The sequence below is a fragment of the Amycolatopsis sp. NPDC026612 genome (assembly GCF_040638285.1).
In the GTDB taxonomy this organism is placed as follows: Bacteria; Actinomycetota; Actinomycetes; order Mycobacteriales; family Pseudonocardiaceae; genus Amycolatopsis.
Map to the genome: position 1 here is coordinate 60,711 of NZ_JBEZYB010000019.1, position 18,070 is coordinate 78,780.

Consider the following 18,070-nt stretch of genomic DNA (forward strand, 5'->3'; position numbering starts at 1 on the left):
GTAAAACCGGCGCTCGTGCCACGCTCCCAAGGTCGTCTCGGCCCCGGAGGTGGCGAGGAGTGCCGTTGCCCGCAAGACCGCTTCGCCCACTTCTGGTTCTGGCACTGGTCTTCCTGGCCTCGGCCTTCGTGCCGGCGGCGGGCGCGGCCGGTGCCCCGCCGTTCGCGGTGGGCTACGACGCCGTGGTCTACGGCGACTTCCTCTACGCGGGCAACGGCGTCCTGCGCTGCCCGGTCGCCGCCGACGGCGCGCCGAGCGCCGGGACGGTCGCCACCCCCACGGCGTGCGCGAACACCGCCGACCGCAAGGACACCCTGGCCAACGACGACTTCTTCATGCAGTGGGCCGACGTCGACGCCGACCCGGGCACGTTCGACTCGGCCAGTGCGTCGGTGAGCATCCCGCCCGGGGCGAAAGTCGTCTTCGCCCGCCTGAACTGGGCGGGCAGCCTGACGTGCGGCGCCCGCGCGGTTTCCCCACCCGGGACGGCGGCGAAGCAGAACGTCCGGCTTTCCGCCGGCAGCGCGAAACCCGTCGACGTCGCGCCTTCGGGGTACGCCGAAGACGGGAGTTACTACTCGGCTCACGCCGACGTGACCGGCGAGTTCGCGAGTGCTCCGGCGGTGCTGGACGTGACGGTCGGCAATGTCTGGGCTCCCCAGGGCTTCGACTGCGCCGGCGGCTGGTCGATCGCGCTCGTCTACGCCTACCCGGAGCGCAACGCGGACTACGCGCCGAACAAGCGCAAGGTGGTCGTCTACGACGGGCACGTCCGGCAGACCCCCGGCGCCGCGCCCGTGGAGACAACGGTCACCGGCTTCCGGGCCGCGACCGCCGACGCGCACCTCGGAGTCACCGCCTACGACGGCGACTGGGGTGCCTCCGGTGACCAGTTCCTGGTCGACGGCACCCCGGCCGCCGAGCCCGCGACCGGCGGCACGTCGAATTTCTTCATCTCCAACGCCGACAACGTCGCGGCACCGGGCGCGAAGAACAATTTCAGCGTCGACGCGAAAGCGTTCAACGTCGACAGCATCCCCGCCGGCGCGACGAGCGCGAAGCTCGGCGTTGTCACCAGCGGCGACGCCGTGCTCGCGCAGAACCTCGCGTTTTCGGTGCCGGTGCCCGAACTCCAGATCGCCGTGCGCGCGACCCAGCCGAAGGCGCACGCCGGCGAGCCGGTCACGTTCGCCGTCGTCGTGACCAACCCGGGCGACGTCCCGGCGTCCGGTGTCGAGGTCGCCGACGAAGCCGTCCCGGCTTGCGCCAAACCGCTCGGCGCGATGGCCCCGCACCAGACCGTCACCTACACGTGCACCGGAACCGCGCCGTCCGACGACTTCACGAACACCGCCAGGGCAACCGGCACGAGTTCCCTCGGCGACCCGCTCGACGGCGACGCCGAGGCCCACGTCGACGTCCTGCACCCGGCCCTGGGCCTGACGAAGACGGCCGACCGGCCCGCGTACCGCGCCGGTGATGTCGCGACCTTCACGATCAAGGTCACGAACACCGGCGACGCCGGGCTGTCCGGCCTCCAGGTCGCCGACCCGAAGACGCCTTCGTGCGCGCTCGCCGGCGCGCTTGCGCCGGGCGAAAGCCGCACGACGACGTGCACGGCGAAGGCACCGATCGCGGACGGCGTCAACACGGCGAACGCGGTGGCCACCGACGAGCTCGGCAAGCCCGTCATGGCTACCGCCGACGCGCCCGCGCCGACGATCGCCCCGGCTGTCGAGGTCACCAAGACCACGGACCCGCCGGTGATCCACGCGGGCGACGCCGTCACCTGGACGGTCGCGGTGCGCAACACCGGCGACAGCCCGCTCGCCCCGGTGAAGATCACCGACGACACGACGACGTCGTGCTCGCGCACCTTCGCCGGCCTGGCCGCGGGCGCGACGCAGACGTACACGTGCACCGCGAACCCGTCCCGGACCACGACCTCCCAGGTGGCCGCCACCGGAACCGACCCGGCCGGCCGGCCGGTGACCGCCACCGCGTCGGCCACCGTCACGGTGATCACCCCGGTGCTGACGCTCACCAAGGACGCCACCCCCGCCGTCGCGCGCCCCGGCGACCCGATCACCTTCACGATCACCGTCGCCAACGCCGGCGACGCGCCGCTGACCGAAGTGGCCGTCGCCGACGCCACCGTCCCGGCGTGCGCCAAGGCGATCGGCGCGCTCGCACCGGGCCGGACGGTCCGCTACACCTGCACCGCACCGGCCCCGGCGGACGACTTCGCCACCACGGCCGCGGCCACCGGCAAGGACCAGCTCGGCCGCGCGGTGAAGGTCACCGACGATGCGGTGGTCGACGTCATCCACCCGGCGGTCAGGCTGGCCGTGCGCGCGGCACCCGCCCAGGTCCGCGAAGGCGACCCGGTGACCTGGACGATCACCGCGGCCAACACCGGCGACGCACCGCTCACCGACGTCACGGTGACGGACGGCGCGGTCGCCACGTGCGCGAAGCAGCTCGGCACGCTCCAGCCGCAGGCGCAGCAGGAGTACGCGTGCACGACGATCGCGGGCCCCACCGGCTTCGCGAACAAGCCGACGGTGACGGGCACCGACCCGACCACCCGGCCGGTGACGGCGGCCGCCGAGGCCGCGTTCGCGGTGCAGCACCCGGCCGCCGCGCTCACCGCGGAGGTCACGGGCGGCCCGTTCCGCGAGGGCGACAAGGTGCCGTTCCGGATCACGGTCCGCAACACCGGCGACGTGCCCCTGACCAGCCTCCGGGTCACGGACACGCCGCCCACGGCCACGCCAGCCACGTCCACGCCAGCCACGGACACGCCGACCCCAGCCACGCGAGTCACCGCATCGACCACCCGCGCCGCCGCCGCGACCAGCTGCACCCAGGCCATCGACGGCGCCCTCGAACCCGGTGCCACCCGGGACTTCGCCTGCACCACCACCGCCCCGGCCGACGACGTCACCCGCACCATCAGGCTCGCCGCCACGCCGCCGGTCGGCCCGGACGTCACCGCCTCCGTCTCCGCCTCCGTCGACGTCATCCACCCCGCGGTCGCGATCACCAGGACCGCCGACCCAAAGGTCGTCCGCGTCGGTGACACCGTGACGTCGATGATCACCGTCACCAACACCGGCGACAGCGCGCTCCAAGACGTCGCCGTGGCAGATCGGCTGGCTCCGGATTGCACCAAATCCCTGGGGCGGCTCGAACCGCAGGAAAAGCGCACCTACAGCTGCACCGAAGCCGTCGGCGAAGCCGATTTCGCCGCCGCCGCGAAAGTGATCGGTACCGACGCCACGCACCGTCCGGTGACGGCCGCCGCCGAGGTCCCGGTCGATGTCATCCACCCGGCGGTCACCATCACGAACGACGCCGCGCCCGCGCAGGTCCGGCAAGGCGACAGGGTGACGTTCACGCTCGTCGTCGCGAACACCGGCGATGTCCCGCTGACCGGTGTGTCTCTTGTGGACAGTCGCACTCCGGCGTGCGCTCAGTCCATCGGCACCCTCCTCCCCGGCGCCCGGCAGCGCCACTCCTGCACAGTAAACGCGGGCACCGACAGTTTCGTGAGCTCCGCCACCGCGACCGGAACCGATCCGACGAATCGTCAGGTCAGCGCGACCGACGACGCGTCGTACACCGTGCTGCACCCCGGCCTTTCGGTCGCCCAGGACGTCCACGGTGGTCCCTTCCGGCCGGGCGACTCCGTCACGTTCACCGTCACGGTGACCAACACCGGTGACGGGCCGTTGACCGCCGTGAACGTCACCGGCGAGCCGTCCTGCGCCAAGACCTTCGCCGAGCTGGAAGCCGGTGCCACGCAGAAGTTCGACTGCACCACGACCGCCCCGGCCGACGACGTCGTCAGCACGGTGAGGGCCACGGCGACCGCACCAGTCGGCCCGCCGCTGGTGGCGGGGGACACCGACAAGCTCGACGTCATCCACCCGGCCGTGAAGCTGACGACGGACGCGGCGCCCAAGACAGTGCGCGTAGGCGACGAAGTCACCTTCACGGTCGTCGTGCGCAACACCGGCGACGTCCCGTTGACCACCGTGTCCATTGTGGACGAAAAGTCGCCCTGCGCGAAGGAGTTCGACACCGTGGCGGCCGGAGCGGCGAAGACCTACACCTGCACCCGCAAGGCGCCCGGGGACGATTTCTCGGAAGCCGCCGAAGTGACCGCAACAGATCCGGGTGGTCGCACCGTGCATTCGGCCGGTGACACCAAAGTCGACGTCGTCCACCCCGAAATCGCCGTGATGAAGGACGCGACGCCGTACGAGGTCCGGGAAGGCGGCACCGTCACGTTTTCCGTCCTGGTCAAGAACACCGGTGACGTCCCGCTCGCCGACGTGACGGTCGTGGACGACCACACGCCGTCGTGCGCGCACACCGTGCCGGAACTGGCCGTGGACGCCGAAATCTCGTACACCTGCACGACGACCGCGGGCAAGGAAGGCTTCACGGGCAAGGCGACCGCGTCCGGCGAGGACCCCACGGACCGCCCGGTGACCGCGTCCGGTGAAGCCACCTTCGTCGTGCGAAGCGGCTGAATGGAGTAACGCGGAAGCGTCCGATTGCCGCGGAATTCGTACCCGTCACCGATAAGGTGGGCCCGGGAAATGTGACCAGTGCGGTCGTAGGGTTCTCGCTGTAATCGTTCCGTGATACGTTCCTGCGCCGTGTCCCCCATTGGTGAACGTGCTCACGTGGTGATGGTGTCACTCAGTGTGTTGCTCGGCGTTTTCTCCGCCGCGGCCGGCACCTGGATGGCCACCGCGGAAGGAAACACCGCCGAGCTCGGCGCCGCGGCGCTCGTCCTGCCGAACGCGCGCGCCGGAGCCGGCAGCGGCAGCGGAACCGACCTCGCCGGCGGTCAGGTCCCGACCACCACCCCCGGTCAGCCTGCCGCGCCCACTACCTCGGCCCCCGCCTCGGCCACCTCCAGCGCGGCACCCACGCCGACCGAGACGTCCGCGGCGCCACAGCCGCAACCGACGACGTCCGAAGCGCCGCCGCCACCGAGTACCAAGGCCGCGGCTCGCATCGCGCCTTCGACCGCCGCCCAGGTCATCGCACTGGTCAACGACGAGCGGGCGAAGGCCGGCTGCGATCCGCTGACCGAGGAATCGCACGTGACGAAGGCCGCGCAGGACTACAGCGACCAGATGTCGGCCGGCAACTTCTTCTCCCACACCAGCCCCGACGGCACGACGTTCGACCAGCGCATCAAGACCGCCGGTTACCCGAAGCCGGGCGCGGAGAACATCGCGAAGGGGCAGACGTCGGCGGCCCAGGTCATGGACTCCTGGATGAACTCCGAAGGCCATCGCGCGAACATCCTGAACTGCTCGCTCAAGAAGATCGGCGTCGGCGTCACGACGGCGGGCTGGTACTGGGTGCAGGACTTCGGCTACTGAGCTGCTGAGGTTGGCCGGATCACTGGCTCTTGCTCCACCGTTCGGCGATGTCGCCGTAGCGCGCCAGCACCGTCGCCCGCAATTCGGGATCCGACCGCGGCACCGGCTCGATGAAGACCTCGGTGACGTCGTGGAACGTCTCCTCCAGTTCGGACGCGAGCCGGACGCACGCGCGTTCGAGGTCGGCGGCGCCGAGCGAGTCGTCGAAGTCCACGCGGGAGCAGACCAGCACCTGGTCGGTGCCCATCAGCATGGTTTGCAGATCCACGACGGTTTCGATCTCCGGCGCGGCGGACAGGTGGTCGCGGATGCCGCGGACGAGCGTCGGGTCGGCCTGGCGCCCGACGAGCAGGCCGCGGTTGGTGCGGCCGAGCAGGTAGGCGACGCAGGCGAGCAGCAGGCCGATGGCGATCGAGGCGATGCCGTCCCAGATCTCCGAGCCGGTGAGCTGGTGCAGCCCGATGCCGCCGAACGCGAGCAGCAGGCCGACCAGCGCGGCCGAGTCCTCGAACAGCACGGTCTTCGGCGTCGGGTCGTCGATGAGCCGCAGGTAGGTCCACAGGGAGCGGTTCTCGGCCTTCGACTCCCGGACGACCTGGCGCACCGCCTGCAGCCAGGACGTGCCCTCGAGCAGGAACGCCACGGCCAGGACGATGTAGCTGAGGATCGACGTGCTCTGCGCTTCGCCGTGCCCGAGGATGGTCGACACGCCTTCGTAGAGCGCGAACATCGCGCCCGAGGCGAAGATCGAGACGGCCGCGAGCAGCGACCAGAAGTAGCGTTCCTTGCCGTAGCCGAAGGGGTGCACGCGGTCGGCCGGCCGCGCGGAGCGTTTCAGTGCGGTCAGCAGCAGGACCTCGGTGATCGTGTCGGCCACCGAGTGCGCCGCTTCGGACAGCATCGCGCCCGAGCCGGTGATGATCCCCGCGATCAGCTTCATCACGGCGATCGCCAGGTTCACGCCGCCGGCGAGCAGGACGGTCAGGGTGCTTTCGCCACCGGAGTTCCCGGATTCTTCCTCACTCACCCTGGTGAGCGTAATGGTCAGAGGCGCTGCAGGCCGTGCAGAACGCGTTCCATGAGAGCCATCGCGGGACGGCCGTCGGCGCCGGGCCGGCTGTCGTGGATGGTGACCAGGCCTTGTTCGGCCATGTCGTCCAGCAGCACGCGGACGACGCCGAGCGGCACGCTCAGCGTGGCCGCGACCTCGGCGACCGAGCGCGGCTGGTGGCACAGCGTGCGCACCGAGCGGAACTCACCGGTCAGCCGGGCGCCGTTCCAGTGCGCGCCGGCCCGCGTCGAGACGAGCGCTTCGATCGCGAGGTGCCGGCGTGACTGCGTGCGGCCGCGCGTGAGGACGTACGGGCGCACGAGGGTCCGCTGGGTGGGCACGTGGTCCGGGACGGCAGGGGCCGCGGACACCCGGTGCTCGTCCGGGGTGGGACGAAGAGCGTGTCGGCCGGTCGTCGTGGTCCGCCGGTCCTCGCGCATCCGTGCCGCCCCCTGTTTCCGTGATCGTCAAAGGTGCCTCGCTGGCAACGGCGGCGGCGAGGAAATCCCAGGATACGCCGCTTGTCCAGGGTTCAGGTCTTCGTTTGTCCTTCACTTGATGGGCCATTTCGGTGATTATCATGAACGTTTTTCAGGAAAACGATTACCACGCCGAACCCCCAGCTAGCAGGCCTGATGGCAGGCGCAACAGCGGTGACAACGGGTAGCGGAATGGCTACGAAATCGTCAGTGCCGCGAAAGTTTCCGACCATGGAAAAGGCCCCGGTCAGGAAGTCCTGACCGGGGCCGTGCGTTTTCGAGAACTGTGTCACTCCTCCGCGAGTGACGGCGCCCCGAGCGCAACCGGCTTCGGTTCCGGCTTCCGCTTGACCGCCTCGAGCAGCATCTGCGCGACATCGACGATCTCGACCTTCTCGCTCGCGCTGCCGTCGGCCTGCCGCGCGGTGAGGCCGTCGTTCAGCATCACCTTGCAAAACGGGCAGCCGGTGGCGATCTTCGACGGCGCGGTGCCGAGCGCCTCGTCGACGCGCTCGACGTTGATCCGCTTGCCGATCTTCTCTTCCATCCACATCCGCGCGCCGCCGGCGCCGCAGCACATCGACTTGTCGCCGTGCCGCGGCATCTCGCGCAGCCGCGCACCGGTCGCGCCGACCAGCTCACGCGGAGCCTCGTACACCTTGTTGTGGCGGCCGAGGTAGCACGGGTCGTGGTAGGTCACGTCCTCGGCGACCGGCGCCACCGGCACCAGCTGCTTCTCCCGCACCAGGCGGTTCAGCAGCTGCGTGTGGTGCACGACGTCGAACTGGCCACCCAGCTCCGGGTACTCGTTGGCGAGGGTGTTGAAGCAGTGCGCGCAGGTCACGACGACCTTGCGGGCCTTGCGCTCGCGGCCCTCGAACACCGAGTTCAGCACCTCGACGTTCTGCTGGGCCAGCATCTGGAACAGGAACTCGTTGCCGGCGCGGCGGGCCGGGTCACCGGTGCAGGACTCCTCCGAGCCGAGCACGGTGTACTTGACGTCCGCCATGTGCAGCAGCTCCGCGACCGCGCGCGTCGTCTTCTTCGCGCGGTCCTCGAACGCGCCCGCGCAGCCGACCCAGAACAGGTACTCGGCGTCGCCCATGTCGCCGTCGAACACCGGGACCTCGAAGTCGAGGTCTTCGGTCCAGGCCAGCCGGTCCTTGGCGTTCTGGCCCCACGGGTTGCCCTTGTTCTCCAGGTTCTTGAACATGCCGTTCAGCTCGCTGGGGAACGACGACTCGATCATCACCTGGTAGCGGCGCATGTCGACGATGTGGTCGACGTGCTCGATGTCGACCGGGCACTGCTCGACGCAGGCGCCGCAGCTGGTGCAGGACCACAGGACGTCGGGGTCGATGACGCCACCAGAAGCACCATCGCCGCCGATCAAAGCCTTTTGCGACTCGGCGATCGCGAGGACGTCGATCCCGGCGTACATGTTCTCGCCGGAGAGACCGACCTCGTCGCCCGCCATGTCGCGCTTGCCGCCGGCCAGCAGGTACGGCGCCTTCGCGTAGGCGTGGTCACGCAGCTGCGTGATGACCAGCTTCGGCGACAGCGGCTTGCCGGTGTTCCACGCGGGACACTGCTCCTGGCAGCGGCCGCACTCGGTGCACGTGGAGAAGTCCAGCCAGCCCTTCCAGCTGAAGTCTTCGATCTTGCCGACGCCGAAGGTGTCCTCGTCGGGGTCGGCTTCCTCGAGGTCGAGGACCTTGCCGCCGCTCATCATCGGCTTGAGCGCACCCAGTGCGACACCGCCGTCGGCCTCGCGCTTGAAGTAGATGTTGAAGAACGCGCTGAAGCGGTGCCACGCGATGCCCATGGTCATCGTGCGTGCGACGACGATCAGCCAGACCGTGGCGCTCATCAGCTTGACGAACGCGAAGACCGTCACCAGGTTCGGGCTGGCCGGCAGCAGCTGGCCGATCGGGTTCGAGACGAAGGACGCCCACAGTGGCCCTTCGTGCGTGTTCAGCGCGGACTTCGCGGCCCGGACGCCGATGATGCCGATGCCCTCGATGAGGACGACGGCCTCGATGAAGTACGCCCACTTGAAGTTGGAGCCGGCGAAGCGCGACTGACGGTCGGCGCGGCGCGGGTGGTTGCGCTGCCGGATCGCCATCAGGACCAGGATGCCGACGATCGTGCCGAGCCCGAGCAGCTCCATGAGCAGCTGGAACGGCGGGAAGTCGTCGAGGACCGGCCAGCCCCACGTCGGGACGAAGACCTCGCCGTAGGCCTCGAACAGGGCGAGCGAACCGAGCAGGAAACCCCACATGACCAGCCAGTGCGCGGGGCCGACGCTGCGCTTGCGGTTCATCCGCGTGTGCGCGGCGAACTCCTTGACCAGGGTCCTCATGCGGGGCATGAACGGGCCGTTGCGCGTCGAGTCGGGCTGCCCGAGGCGGATGACGCGCACGAAACGCGCGATCGTCGCGGCGAACATGCCCCAGGCGACGAGGCCGAGCACGACGGAGATCCCGCCGAGCGTCAGTTGCAGAGCGCCCATCGTTCGGGTGCCTTTCGTCCGGGTGCTGCAGTGATCAAAGCAGTGGTGGTGCCGGGAGACTAACCGTCCTTACTGATGAGTAACCCGTGGAGTGGGCCTAAGTCCCACCGATGTGGTGTACGTCGCTCTTTGTTTTGGGACGATCGTTCAGGTAGTTTTCACCCTATGGTGAGACTGCAAGTCGACGGCCGCAAGGCGCGTGGCGAGAAGCGGCGCACCGAAATCATCGCGGCGACGCTGCGGATCATTGAGCGCGACGGCGTCGCGGGCGTCACCCACCGGACGGTCGCCGCCGAGGCCGGCGTGCCGACGACGTCCACGACGTACCACTTCTCGTCGCTCGACGACCTCCTGATCGCGACGCTCATTTCGTGCGCCCGCGACATGGCGACCGAGGTCTACTGGATGATCGACCGGGCCCGGTCCCGTGGTTCACGCGGTGCCGAGGAGGTCGCGGGCCTGCTCGCCGAGGCGCTGGGCCCGCGGCGCGGGCGCACGATGGCGGAGTACGAGCTGTACCTGCTGGCGGCGCGGAAGCCCGAGCTGCGTCCGGCCGCGCGCCGCTGGCTGGACGTCCTGACGTCGATGGTCCGCCACGACGACGAAGTGGCGTTCCGGGTGTTCCTCGCGGGCATCGACGGGCTGCTCATCCAGGGCCTGATCGACGACGAGCCGCCGTCGGCGGACGAACTGCGGCCGGTGGTGGATTACCTGCTGAAACCGCGTTGACGCCCTGGTTATTTTCGGATCATGCGGACCTTCGGTGCTTACGAGCTCGACGACGACCGGACGCGGCTGGACCTCGACGTGGTGTGGAAGTTCCTCTCCACCGAGGCCTACTGGGGCCGCTGGCGCACGCGCGAGCAGGTCGAAGCCGCGATCGACGGCTCGTGGCGGGTCGTCGGCGCCTACCGCGGCGGGGAGCAGGCCGGCTTCGCGCGGGCGTTCTCCGACGGCGTCTCGTCCGCGTACCTCGCCGACGTCTTCGTCGTCGGCTCCGCGCGGGGCAGCGGGCTCGGCAAGGAGATCGTGCGGGAGATGATCGAGAACGGTCCTGGCGGGCAGTTCCGCTGGATGCTCCACACCGCCGACGCGCACGGGCTGTACCGGCAGTTCGGGTTCGCCGAGCACGCCAAGGGTCACTACCTGGAGCGCGAGGGGCCCAACGCGGCGAACTTCGTCGATTGACGCCGCGCCGGGCCCGTCGCCGGAAACTCAGCCCTTGTTCTCGTACACCGGCGTGATCACCGCGCGGGCCAGGGTGCGGCCGAACATGTTGAAGCCGAGAAGCGCCGGCGTCGCGTCCTCCGGTACGTCCAGTTTGTCGACGTCCAGCGCGTGCACCGCGAAGTAGTAGCGGTGCGGCCCGTGCCCGGGCGGGGGCGCCGCGCCGAGGAACTGCTTGACCCCGCCGTCGCCCTTCAGCGTCACCGCGCCCTCGGGGAGGCCGGAGCCGTCTCCCGCGCCGGACGCCAGCTCCGTCACCGAGGCCGGGAGGTTGAACACCGCCCAGTGCCAGAACCCGCTGCCGGTCGGGGCGTCCGGGTCGTAGCAGGTGACCGCGAAGCTCTTCGTCTCCGCCGGGAAGCCTTCCCACGCCAGGTGCGGCGAACGGTCCTCGCCGCCGGCGCCGAAGATGCCGGACAACTGAGGCGTGGCCAGGGTTTCGCCGTCGGCGACGTCGTTGCTGCGGAGGGTGAACGACGGCACGTCGGGCAGGGATTCGTACGGGCCGGGTGCTTGCGGCATGGATCCTCCTGATCAAGGACGGGAGACTTGCGCCAGGTTAGGCCCCGGGCTCCTCCCGCGCGTCTCAGGGAGGGATCTCAGGGTCTTTCGGGGGGATACCCCCATGTACTGCCCGCTCACCCCGTCATACCGTTTCTCACGCAGAGGAAACAAACTGAGGGGATCAACGACCATGGCGCGCCCGCTTCTGGCTCTGGGTGGCATCGTCCTGATCGGCGTCGGCCTGGTGACCGCGCTCGGGTGGGGCTGGGGTTCGGATTACGAAAACACCCACACCGTTTCGCAGACCATCCGCAGCGTGAAGCTGGCGGGCGACTCGGGATCGGTGAAGATCCGTACCGGTACCGGGCCGTCGACGGTGCACGAAACGGTCCGGTACCACTGGCGGAGCCAGCCGGACGACGCCTTCTACCGCGTCGAGGGCGACCAGCTGGTGCTCGGCCAGTGCGGCCTGAACTGCACGGTCGACTTCGAGGTCGTCGTGCCCGCCGGGGTGCCCGTCACGGGGGACGTCGACTCGGGTGGGCTGGACATCGCCGGAGTGTCGAGTGTGGACGTCCGCACCGACTCGGGGGACGCCCGCGTCGAGGACGTCACCGGCGCGGTGAAGCTCCGGCTGGACAGCGGCTCGATCGACCTGCGCAACGTCGGTGAAGTCCAGCTGCAGAGCGATTCCGGCAGCATCACCGGCCACGAGGTGCGCGGACCCGTCGACGTGCGGGCCTCCAGCGGCAGAGTCGAGTTCACGCTCGCCCAGGCGAACGACGTGAAGGTGCACGCCGACAGCGGCAGCATCGAGCTGGCCGTGCCGGGTGGGCCGTACCGCGTCGAGGGCAACAGCGACAGCGGGCACCGCGAGATCGACGTCCCGACCGACGGTTCGGCCCAGCACTTGCTGGACCTGAACACCGAAAGCGGCGGCGTCACGGTCCGCGCGGCCTGACCTTTCTCTTACTACGGGGGCATTTTCGATGGGCAGGATCGAACGGCGCGTACTGGTGGCGGCGCTGCTGGGGGCGGTCGCGATGTTCGGTGTCGTGGGCTTCGCGCGGGGCGCGCCGGCGGAAACTCCGGCGCAGGGGGTGCCGGTCGCGGTGGATTCCCACTATCGAGTGACTTCGTGGGTCGGTAATCCGGCTGAAGTCGTTGTACAGCAAGGAAACCCGGATTTCTTCTTCTCCTCCTGGACCACTCGCCGCTCCTGAGTTGTCGGTGGTCGCTGTTAGGAAGGAAGCACGCCGAAGGACGGCGTGCAGGGGGAGGAAACACATCATGGACGTGCGCCGGGTTGTCGCGGTCGTCGCGGCGGTCGTGGTCATGGCGGCGGTACCGGCCGTCGCTTCGGCGGCGGCTCTGACGTGGCGCCCGTGCGCCACGCAGCAGGAGCCGTCGGCGGAGTGCGCGACGGTCGACGTGCCGATCGACCGCGCACGGCCCCGGCTGGGGTCGGCGCGGCTCGCACTGGCCCGGCTGCCCGCGCTCGATCCGGCGCACCGGATCGGCTCGCTGCTGGTGAACCCGGGCGGGCCGGGTGGTTCAGGCGTCGGGTTCGCGCAGTTCGGCGGGCTGGCCTCGCCGGGTCTCGCGCCGCTGCGGCAGCGGTTCGACATCGTCGGGTTCGACCCACGCGGCGACTGGTTCAGCACGCCCCGCATCACGTGTGACGCCGCGACGCTGTTCGACCCGGCGCTGGACCGGTTCCCGTCGACCCGGCCGGGGTTCGACGCACTGGTCGCGCACAACCGGAAGGCGGGCGCGGACTGCCTGGCCAGGACCGGGCCCTTGCTGGCGAACGCGGACACGCAGAGCGCGGCCGAGGACATCGAGACGATCCGCGCCGCGCTCGGTGAGCCGAAGATCTCGTGGCTGGGTCTTTCCTACGGCACCGAGCTGGGCGCGGTCTACGCGTCGAAGCACCCTGAGCGGGTGCGGACGATGGTGCTCGACGGCGCGATCGACCACGCGCGGCCGCTGCGGCAGGCGATCGTCGAGGAGGCCGCCGCCACCGAAGACGCGCTGGTCCGGTTCGCGCACTGGTGCCGTGGCTCGGCCGGCTGCGCCCTGCACGGCCAGGACGTCCTCCGCTTCTACGACGACGTCGTGGCCCGAGCGGCTCGCGGCGGGATCTGGTCCAGCGACCTGGGCCGGGCCGCGACGGCCGACGAGGTCTCCGCGGGCGTCTACGGCCACCTCTACATCCGGGACGGCTGGCCGGAGCTGGGGACGGCGCTGGCGGCGGCAGGGGGCGAGGCCCCGGACGCGCGGGGGCTGACCGAACGGAACCAGTTCCTCTCGCCGATCTACGCCGCCTACCGGGGGATCGGCTGCCACGACTTCCCCTCGCCGTTCACCGGACCGGCGGACATGGGCTTGCTGGCCGGGCTGGTCCGCACGGTGGCCCCGCACAGCTGGCGGTACTCGGAGTACTGGGACTTCACCAGCGGGTGCACCGGCTGGCCGATCCCGGCGAAGAACCCACCCCAGCCCCACCCCGTGCACGGCGCCCCGCCGATCCTGGTCGTCGGCGGCGTGCACGACCCGGCGACACCGCTGGCCTGGGCGCGCGGCCTGGCGTCGAGCATCGACGGCGCGGCCCTGCTCACCCGCACCGACGACGGCCACACCGGGCTGTTCAACTCTGCCTGCGCCCGCGCGGCCGAGGTGCACTACCTGGTGACCGGGGTCGCCCCGGGCCGGGGAACGATCTGCCGGTGAACTGCGCACCCGGGAGCGCGGCGCCCGGCCGCGTCCGGACCGCGGCGGGTTGCCGGTCCCCGGCGGGCCGCTACGTCCAGGCCGCGTCCGGCCGCCTCGGCGAACCGGCGTCCACCGCCCTGACCACCGGATCCTTGACCGTGAGCGGCGTCACAGCCGATCGGGACGAGGTCGGTCACCCCACCCGGGAACAAGAACCCGAACCGGCTCGTTAGGCTGGATACAAAGGTTGAGTGCATCCGACTCAAGTCTGGCTTGACGAGGTGTGCGAAGGCCGGATAGAACTTGCCAGAGCCCCGCTCAACATGGGGGCGAACGTGCAGGTCAAGAACCATAGCAGGCAAGCTGCTTACACAGGAGGAAAGCACCATGGCGCGAGCGGTCGGCATCGACCTCGGCACGACCAACTCGGTCGTCGCCGTCCTTGAGGGCGGCGAGCCGACGGTCATCGCCAACTCGGAAGGCTCCCGGACCACCCCTTCGATCGTCGCCTTCGCCAAGAACGGCGAAGTGCTGACCGGTCAGCCGGCGAAGAACCAGGCCGTGACGAACGTCGACCGGACGATCCGGTCCGTGAAGCGGCACATCGGCACCGACTGGAAGACCGAGATCGACGGGAAGAACTACACCTCGCAGGAAATCAGCGCGCGCGTGCTGATGAAGCTGAAGCGCGACGCCGAGGCGTACCTGGGCGAGACGATCACAGACGCCGTGATCACCGTCCCCGCGTACTTCGAGGACGCCCAGCGGCAGGCCACCAAGGAAGCCGGGCAGATCGCCGGCTTGAACGTGCTCCGCATCGTCAACGAGCCGACCGCCGCCGCGCTGGCGTACGGCCTGGACAAGGGCGAGAAGGAACAGACCATCCTGGTCTTCGACCTCGGTGGTGGCACGTTCGACGTCTCGCTGCTGGAGATCGGCGAGGGCGTCGTCGAGGTCCGCGCGACCTCCGGTGACAACCACCTCGGTGGTGACGACTGGGACGAGCGCATCGTCAAGTGGCTGGTCGACAAGTTCAAGGCCACGAACGGCATCGACCTGACCAAGGACAAGATGGCGCTGCAGCGCATCAGGGAAGCTTCCGAGAAGGCGAAGATCGAGCTGTCCAGCTCGAACTCGGCCAGCATCAACCTGCCGTACATCACCGTGGACGCGGACAAGAACCCGCTGTTCCTCGACGAGACGCTGTCGCGCGCCGAGTTCCAGAAGATCACCGCGGACCTGCTCGAGCGCACCCGCAACCCGTTCAACAACGTCATCCGCGACGCGGGCATCGCCGTCGGCGACATCGACCACGTCGTGCTCGTCGGTGGTTCCACCCGCATGCCGGCCGTGTCGGACCTGGTCAAGGAGCTGACCGGCGGCCGCGAGCCGAACAAGGGCGTGAACCCGGACGAGGTCGTCGCGGTCGGCGCGGCGCTGCAGGCCGGTGTCCTGAAGGGCGAGGTCAAGGACGTCCTCCTGCTGGACGTCACCCCGCTGTCGCTCGGCATCGAGACCAAGGGTGGCGTGTTCACCAAGCTCATCGAGCGCAACACCACGATCCCGACCAAGCGTTCGGAGATCTTCTCCACCGCGGACGACAACCAGCCGTCGGTGCAGATCCAGGTGTTCCAGGGTGAGCGCGAGATCGCCGCGCACAACAAGAAGCTCGGCATGTTCGAGCTGACCGGTCTCCCGCCGGCCCCGCGTGGCGTGCCGCAGATCGAGGTCACCTTCGACATCGACGCCAACGGCATCGTGCACGTCACCGCGAAGGACCTTGGCACGAACAAGGAGCAGTCGATGACGATCACCGGTGGCTCCGCGCTGCCGAAGGACGACATCGAGCGCATGGTCAAGGACGCCGAGGCCCACGCCGAAGAAGACAAGACCCGGCGCGAAGAGGCGGAAACCCGCAACCAGGCGGAGACGCTGGTCTACCAGACCGAGAAGTTCCTCAAGGACAACGACGACAAGCTGCCCGAGGACCTCAAGGCCAAGGTCAAGTCCGCGATCGACGAGTCGAACGAAGCGCTCAAGGGCACCGACTCGACCAAGATCCGCGAGTCGATCGAGAAGCTGAACACCGCTTCGCAGGAGCTGGGCACCGCCCTGTACGCCAACGCGAACGCCGACGCGGCGGCCGGTGCGGCCGGTGGCGCGGGTGCGGGAGCGGCCGGGGACGCCGGTGCGGCCGGCGGCCAGGCCAAGGCCGATGACGTGGTGGACGCCGAGATCGTCGAAGAGGACGAGAAGAAGTGACCCACAGCTACGGCGAATCCGAGAACCAGGGCCGCGGCCCCGAGGAGCCGGTGGTCGTGCGGGATCGGCGGCGGGTGGACCCCCAGACCGGGCAGGTCCGTCCGCCCGGTCCGGCCCACGCGGCGCCGGAGCCGGAGGAGGCCCCGGTGGAACACGCGGGCCCCTCGCTGGGCGAGACCATCATGGACGATGCGGTGTCGGTCGTCTCCGACGTGGAGAAGGAGCTGGCCGAGCGCACCGCCGATCTCCAGCGCCTGCAGGCGGAGTACGCCAACTACCGCAAGCGGGTCGAGCGCGACCGCGAAGCGGTCGTGATCGGCGCGAAGGCGACCGTGGTGAACGACCTGCTGCCGCTGCTCGACGACCTCGAGCGGGCCGAGCAGCACGGTGACCTCACCGGGGCGTTCAAGGCGGTCGGCGAGAAGCTGGTCAGCGGTCTGCAGCGCGCGGGCCTGGAGTCGTTCGGCGCCGAGGGCGAGCCCTTCGACCCGAGCGTGCACGAGGCCGTGCAGCACAACACCTCGCCGGACGTGGCGGGTCCGACGGTCACCGTGGTCATGCGCCGCGGCTACCGCTTCGGGGACCGCGTACTGCGGGCGGCGCTGGTCGGCGTGACCGACCACGAGCCCGGCGCGGCCCCGGGAGGCCCGTCCGTCGGTGGCGAGCTGCCACTCGACGGCGGAGTCGATGAGCAACAGCAGTAAGCACTATCCGGTTCAAGTGGAAGGAGGAGGCGCCCGATGAGTGCACGGGAATGGATCGGTAAGGACTTCTACCGTGAACTGGGCGTCTCCTCCGACGCCACCGCGGACGAAATCAAGAAGGCCTACCGGAAGCTGGCCAAGGAGAACCACCCGGACGCGAACTCCGGCAACGCGCAGGCGGAGCAGAAGTTCAAGGCGGTCTCCGAGGCCTACGGCGTGCTGTCCGACGCGGCCAAGCGCAAGGAGTACGACGAAGCGCGGCGGCTGTTCGGCGGCGGGGGTGGCTTCAACTTCCCCGGTGGCGGTGGCACCGGCAGCTTCGACGTCGGCGACATCTTCGGCCAGGCCGGCGCCGGCCAGCAGGGCGGTTTCGGCGGGCTCGGCGACATCCTGGGCGGCATCTTCGGCCGTGGCCGGGGGGCGGCGGGCGCGACGGCGAACCGGCCGCAGCGCGGTGCCGACGTCGAGACGGACGTCCGGATCGACTTCACCGAGGCGGTCAAGGGCGCGACCCTGCCGCTGCGGCTGTCGAGCCCGGCGACCTGTGCGACGTGCAGCGGCAACGGTGCGCGGCCGGGAACGTCGCCACGGACCTGCCCGACCTGTTCCGGTTCGGGGCTGGTCAGCCGCAGTCAGGGCGCGTTCGCGTTCTCGGAGCCGTGCCGCGACTGCCGTGGCCGTGGGTCGATCATCGACGACCCGTGCCCGGAGTGCGGCGGCGAAGGCATCAGCACGCGGACCCGCACGCTGACCGTCCGGATCCCGCCGGGCGTCGACGACGACCAGCGGATCCGGCTGGCGGGCCAGGGCGAGCCGGGCCGGGGCGGCGCGCAGGCGGGCGATCTGTACGTCCGGGTGCACGTGGCCCCGCACGCCCTGTTCGGGCGCAAGGGACTCGACCTGACGATCACCGTGCCGGTGGACTTCACGGAACTGACGCTCGGCACCACGATCACGGTGCCGACGCTCGAGGGCAAGGTCTCGCTCAAGGTGCCGCCGGGTACCGCGAGCGGACGGGTGCTGCGCGTGCGCGGCAAGGGCATCGCCAAGCGCGACGGTTCACAAGGTGATCTGCTCGTCACCCTCCAGGCGGCGATTCCCGCCAAACTGGACGACAAGGCGCGCGAGGCACTGCAGGCGTACGCCGAGGCGATGGCCGGGCACGACCCCCGGCCCGAGATCACCGAGCTGCTGCAAGGTAGGTGAGT

The 18,070-nt window shown here is 69.9% G+C and carries 14 protein-coding genes; 10 read left to right on the plus strand and 4 right to left on the minus strand.

The features are described 5' to 3' along the window. Positions 1–59 precede the first annotated feature (59 nt). Both AB0F15_RS19620 and AB0F15_RS19625 read left to right on the plus strand, forming a co-directional pair. On the plus strand, positions 60–4,541 hold the full coding sequence (locus AB0F15_RS19620; RefSeq protein ID WP_360271839.1) for a hypothetical protein: 4,482 nt from the start codon (positions 60–62) through the stop codon (positions 4,539–4,541). 156 nt (positions 4,542–4,697) lie between these two features. Beyond that, positions 4,698–5,408, plus strand: coding sequence for a CAP domain-containing protein (locus AB0F15_RS19625; RefSeq protein ID WP_360271841.1), 711 nt, complete (start codon positions 4,698–4,700; stop codon positions 5,406–5,408). Positions 5,409–5,427: 19 nt separating this feature from the next. Here the strand turns inward: AB0F15_RS19625 and AB0F15_RS19630 are convergent, their stop codons facing one another. From AB0F15_RS19630 to AB0F15_RS19640, 3 genes are all read right to left on the minus strand, one after another. Further along, entirely contained in the window at positions 5,428–6,435 is a 1,008-nt protein-coding gene (locus AB0F15_RS19630; protein WP_360271844.1) for a cation diffusion facilitator family transporter, read from the minus strand. A 17-nt stretch (positions 6,436–6,452) separates the two neighbouring features. Then, positions 6,453–6,830 (minus strand): DUF742 domain-containing protein, encoded by a 378-nt coding sequence (locus tag AB0F15_RS19635; protein WP_360271847.1) that lies wholly within the window; start codon positions 6,828–6,830, stop codon positions 6,453–6,455. A 397-nt stretch (positions 6,831–7,227) separates the two neighbouring features. Beyond that, on the minus strand, positions 7,228–9,450 hold the full coding sequence (locus tag AB0F15_RS19640; RefSeq protein ID WP_360271850.1) for a (Fe-S)-binding protein: 2,223 nt from the start codon (positions 9,448–9,450) through the stop codon (positions 7,228–7,230). Between the two features lie 168 nt (positions 9,451–9,618). Between AB0F15_RS19640 and AB0F15_RS19645 the strand changes: the two genes are divergently transcribed. Both AB0F15_RS19645 and AB0F15_RS19650 read left to right on the plus strand, forming a co-directional pair. Then, the gene (locus tag AB0F15_RS19645) at positions 9,619–10,179 is read left to right on the plus strand and encodes a TetR family transcriptional regulator (RefSeq protein WP_360272015.1); all 561 of its coding nucleotides are present in this window, start codon (positions 9,619–9,621) and stop codon (positions 10,177–10,179) included. A gap of 21 nt (positions 10,180–10,200) precedes the next feature. Then, a complete protein-coding gene (locus tag AB0F15_RS19650; RefSeq protein WP_360271853.1) occupies positions 10,201–10,638 on the plus strand; it encodes a GNAT family N-acetyltransferase in 438 nt (145 codons plus the stop codon). Between the two features lie 27 nt (positions 10,639–10,665). Here the strand turns inward: AB0F15_RS19650 and AB0F15_RS19655 are convergent, their stop codons facing one another. After that, positions 10,666–11,199 carry a YbhB/YbcL family Raf kinase inhibitor-like protein gene (locus tag AB0F15_RS19655; RefSeq protein ID WP_360271856.1) on the minus strand — a complete coding sequence of 178 codons (534 nt, stop codon included), beginning with the start codon at positions 11,197–11,199 and terminating at the stop codon, positions 10,666–10,668. 172 nt (positions 11,200–11,371) lie between these two features. Between AB0F15_RS19655 and AB0F15_RS19660 the strand changes: the two genes are divergently transcribed. From AB0F15_RS19660 to dnaJ, 6 genes are all read left to right on the plus strand, one after another. Next, the gene (locus AB0F15_RS19660) at positions 11,372–12,142 is read left to right on the plus strand and encodes a DUF4097 family beta strand repeat-containing protein (protein WP_360271859.1); all 771 of its coding nucleotides are present in this window, start codon (positions 11,372–11,374) and stop codon (positions 12,140–12,142) included. Between the two features lie 28 nt (positions 12,143–12,170). Then, entirely contained in the window at positions 12,171–12,404 is a 234-nt protein-coding gene (locus AB0F15_RS19665; protein ID WP_360271862.1) for a hypothetical protein, read from the plus strand. 67 nt (positions 12,405–12,471) lie between these two features. Beyond that, positions 12,472–13,914 carry an alpha/beta hydrolase gene (locus tag AB0F15_RS19670; protein ID WP_360271864.1) on the plus strand — a complete coding sequence of 481 codons (1,443 nt, stop codon included), beginning with the start codon at positions 12,472–12,474 and terminating at the stop codon, positions 13,912–13,914. 369 nt (positions 13,915–14,283) lie between these two features. Continuing rightward, on the plus strand, positions 14,284–16,158 hold the full coding sequence (dnaK, locus tag AB0F15_RS19675; RefSeq protein ID WP_360271867.1) for a molecular chaperone DnaK: 1,875 nt from the start codon (positions 14,284–14,286) through the stop codon (positions 16,156–16,158). Continuing rightward, complete coding sequence (gene grpE, locus AB0F15_RS19680) at positions 16,155–16,862, plus strand: nucleotide exchange factor GrpE (RefSeq protein ID WP_360271870.1); 708 nt, start codon at positions 16,155–16,157, stop codon at positions 16,860–16,862. The genes dnaK and grpE overlap by 4 nt, the downstream gene beginning before the upstream one ends. A 36-nt stretch (positions 16,863–16,898) precedes the next feature. Then, on the plus strand, positions 16,899–18,068 hold the full coding sequence (gene dnaJ / locus AB0F15_RS19685) for a molecular chaperone DnaJ (RefSeq protein ID WP_360271873.1): 1,170 nt from the start codon (positions 16,899–16,901) through the stop codon (positions 18,066–18,068). Positions 18,069–18,070: the final 2 nt, after the last annotated feature.

What these genes read in the sequence shown, in the direction of transcription:
- AB0F15_RS19665 (WP_360271862.1), top strand. Translation starts at nt 12,171, where the DNA reads ATGGGCAGGATCGAACGGCGCGTACTGGTGGCGGCGCTGCTGGGGGCG.
- AB0F15_RS19670 (WP_360271864.1), top strand. Translation starts at nt 12,472, where the DNA reads ATGGACGTGCGCCGGGTTGTCGCGGTCGTCGCGGCGGTCGTGGTCATG.
- dnaK (WP_360271867.1), top strand. Translation starts at nt 14,284, where the DNA reads ATGGCGCGAGCGGTCGGCATCGACCTCGGCACGACCAACTCGGTCGTC.
- AB0F15_RS19650 (WP_360271853.1), top strand. Translation starts at nt 10,201, where the DNA reads ATGCGGACCTTCGGTGCTTACGAGCTCGACGACGACCGGACGCGGCTG.
- AB0F15_RS19655 (WP_360271856.1), bottom strand. Translation starts at nt 11,199, where the DNA reads ATGCCGCAAGCACCCGGCCCGTACGAATCCCTGCCCGACGTGCCGTCG.
- AB0F15_RS19640 (WP_360271850.1), bottom strand. Translation starts at nt 9,450, where the DNA reads ATGGGCGCTCTGCAACTGACGCTCGGCGGGATCTCCGTCGTGCTCGGC.
- AB0F15_RS19660 (WP_360271859.1), top strand. Translation starts at nt 11,372, where the DNA reads ATGGCGCGCCCGCTTCTGGCTCTGGGTGGCATCGTCCTGATCGGCGTC.
- dnaJ (WP_360271873.1), top strand. Translation starts at nt 16,899, where the DNA reads ATGAGTGCACGGGAATGGATCGGTAAGGACTTCTACCGTGAACTGGGC.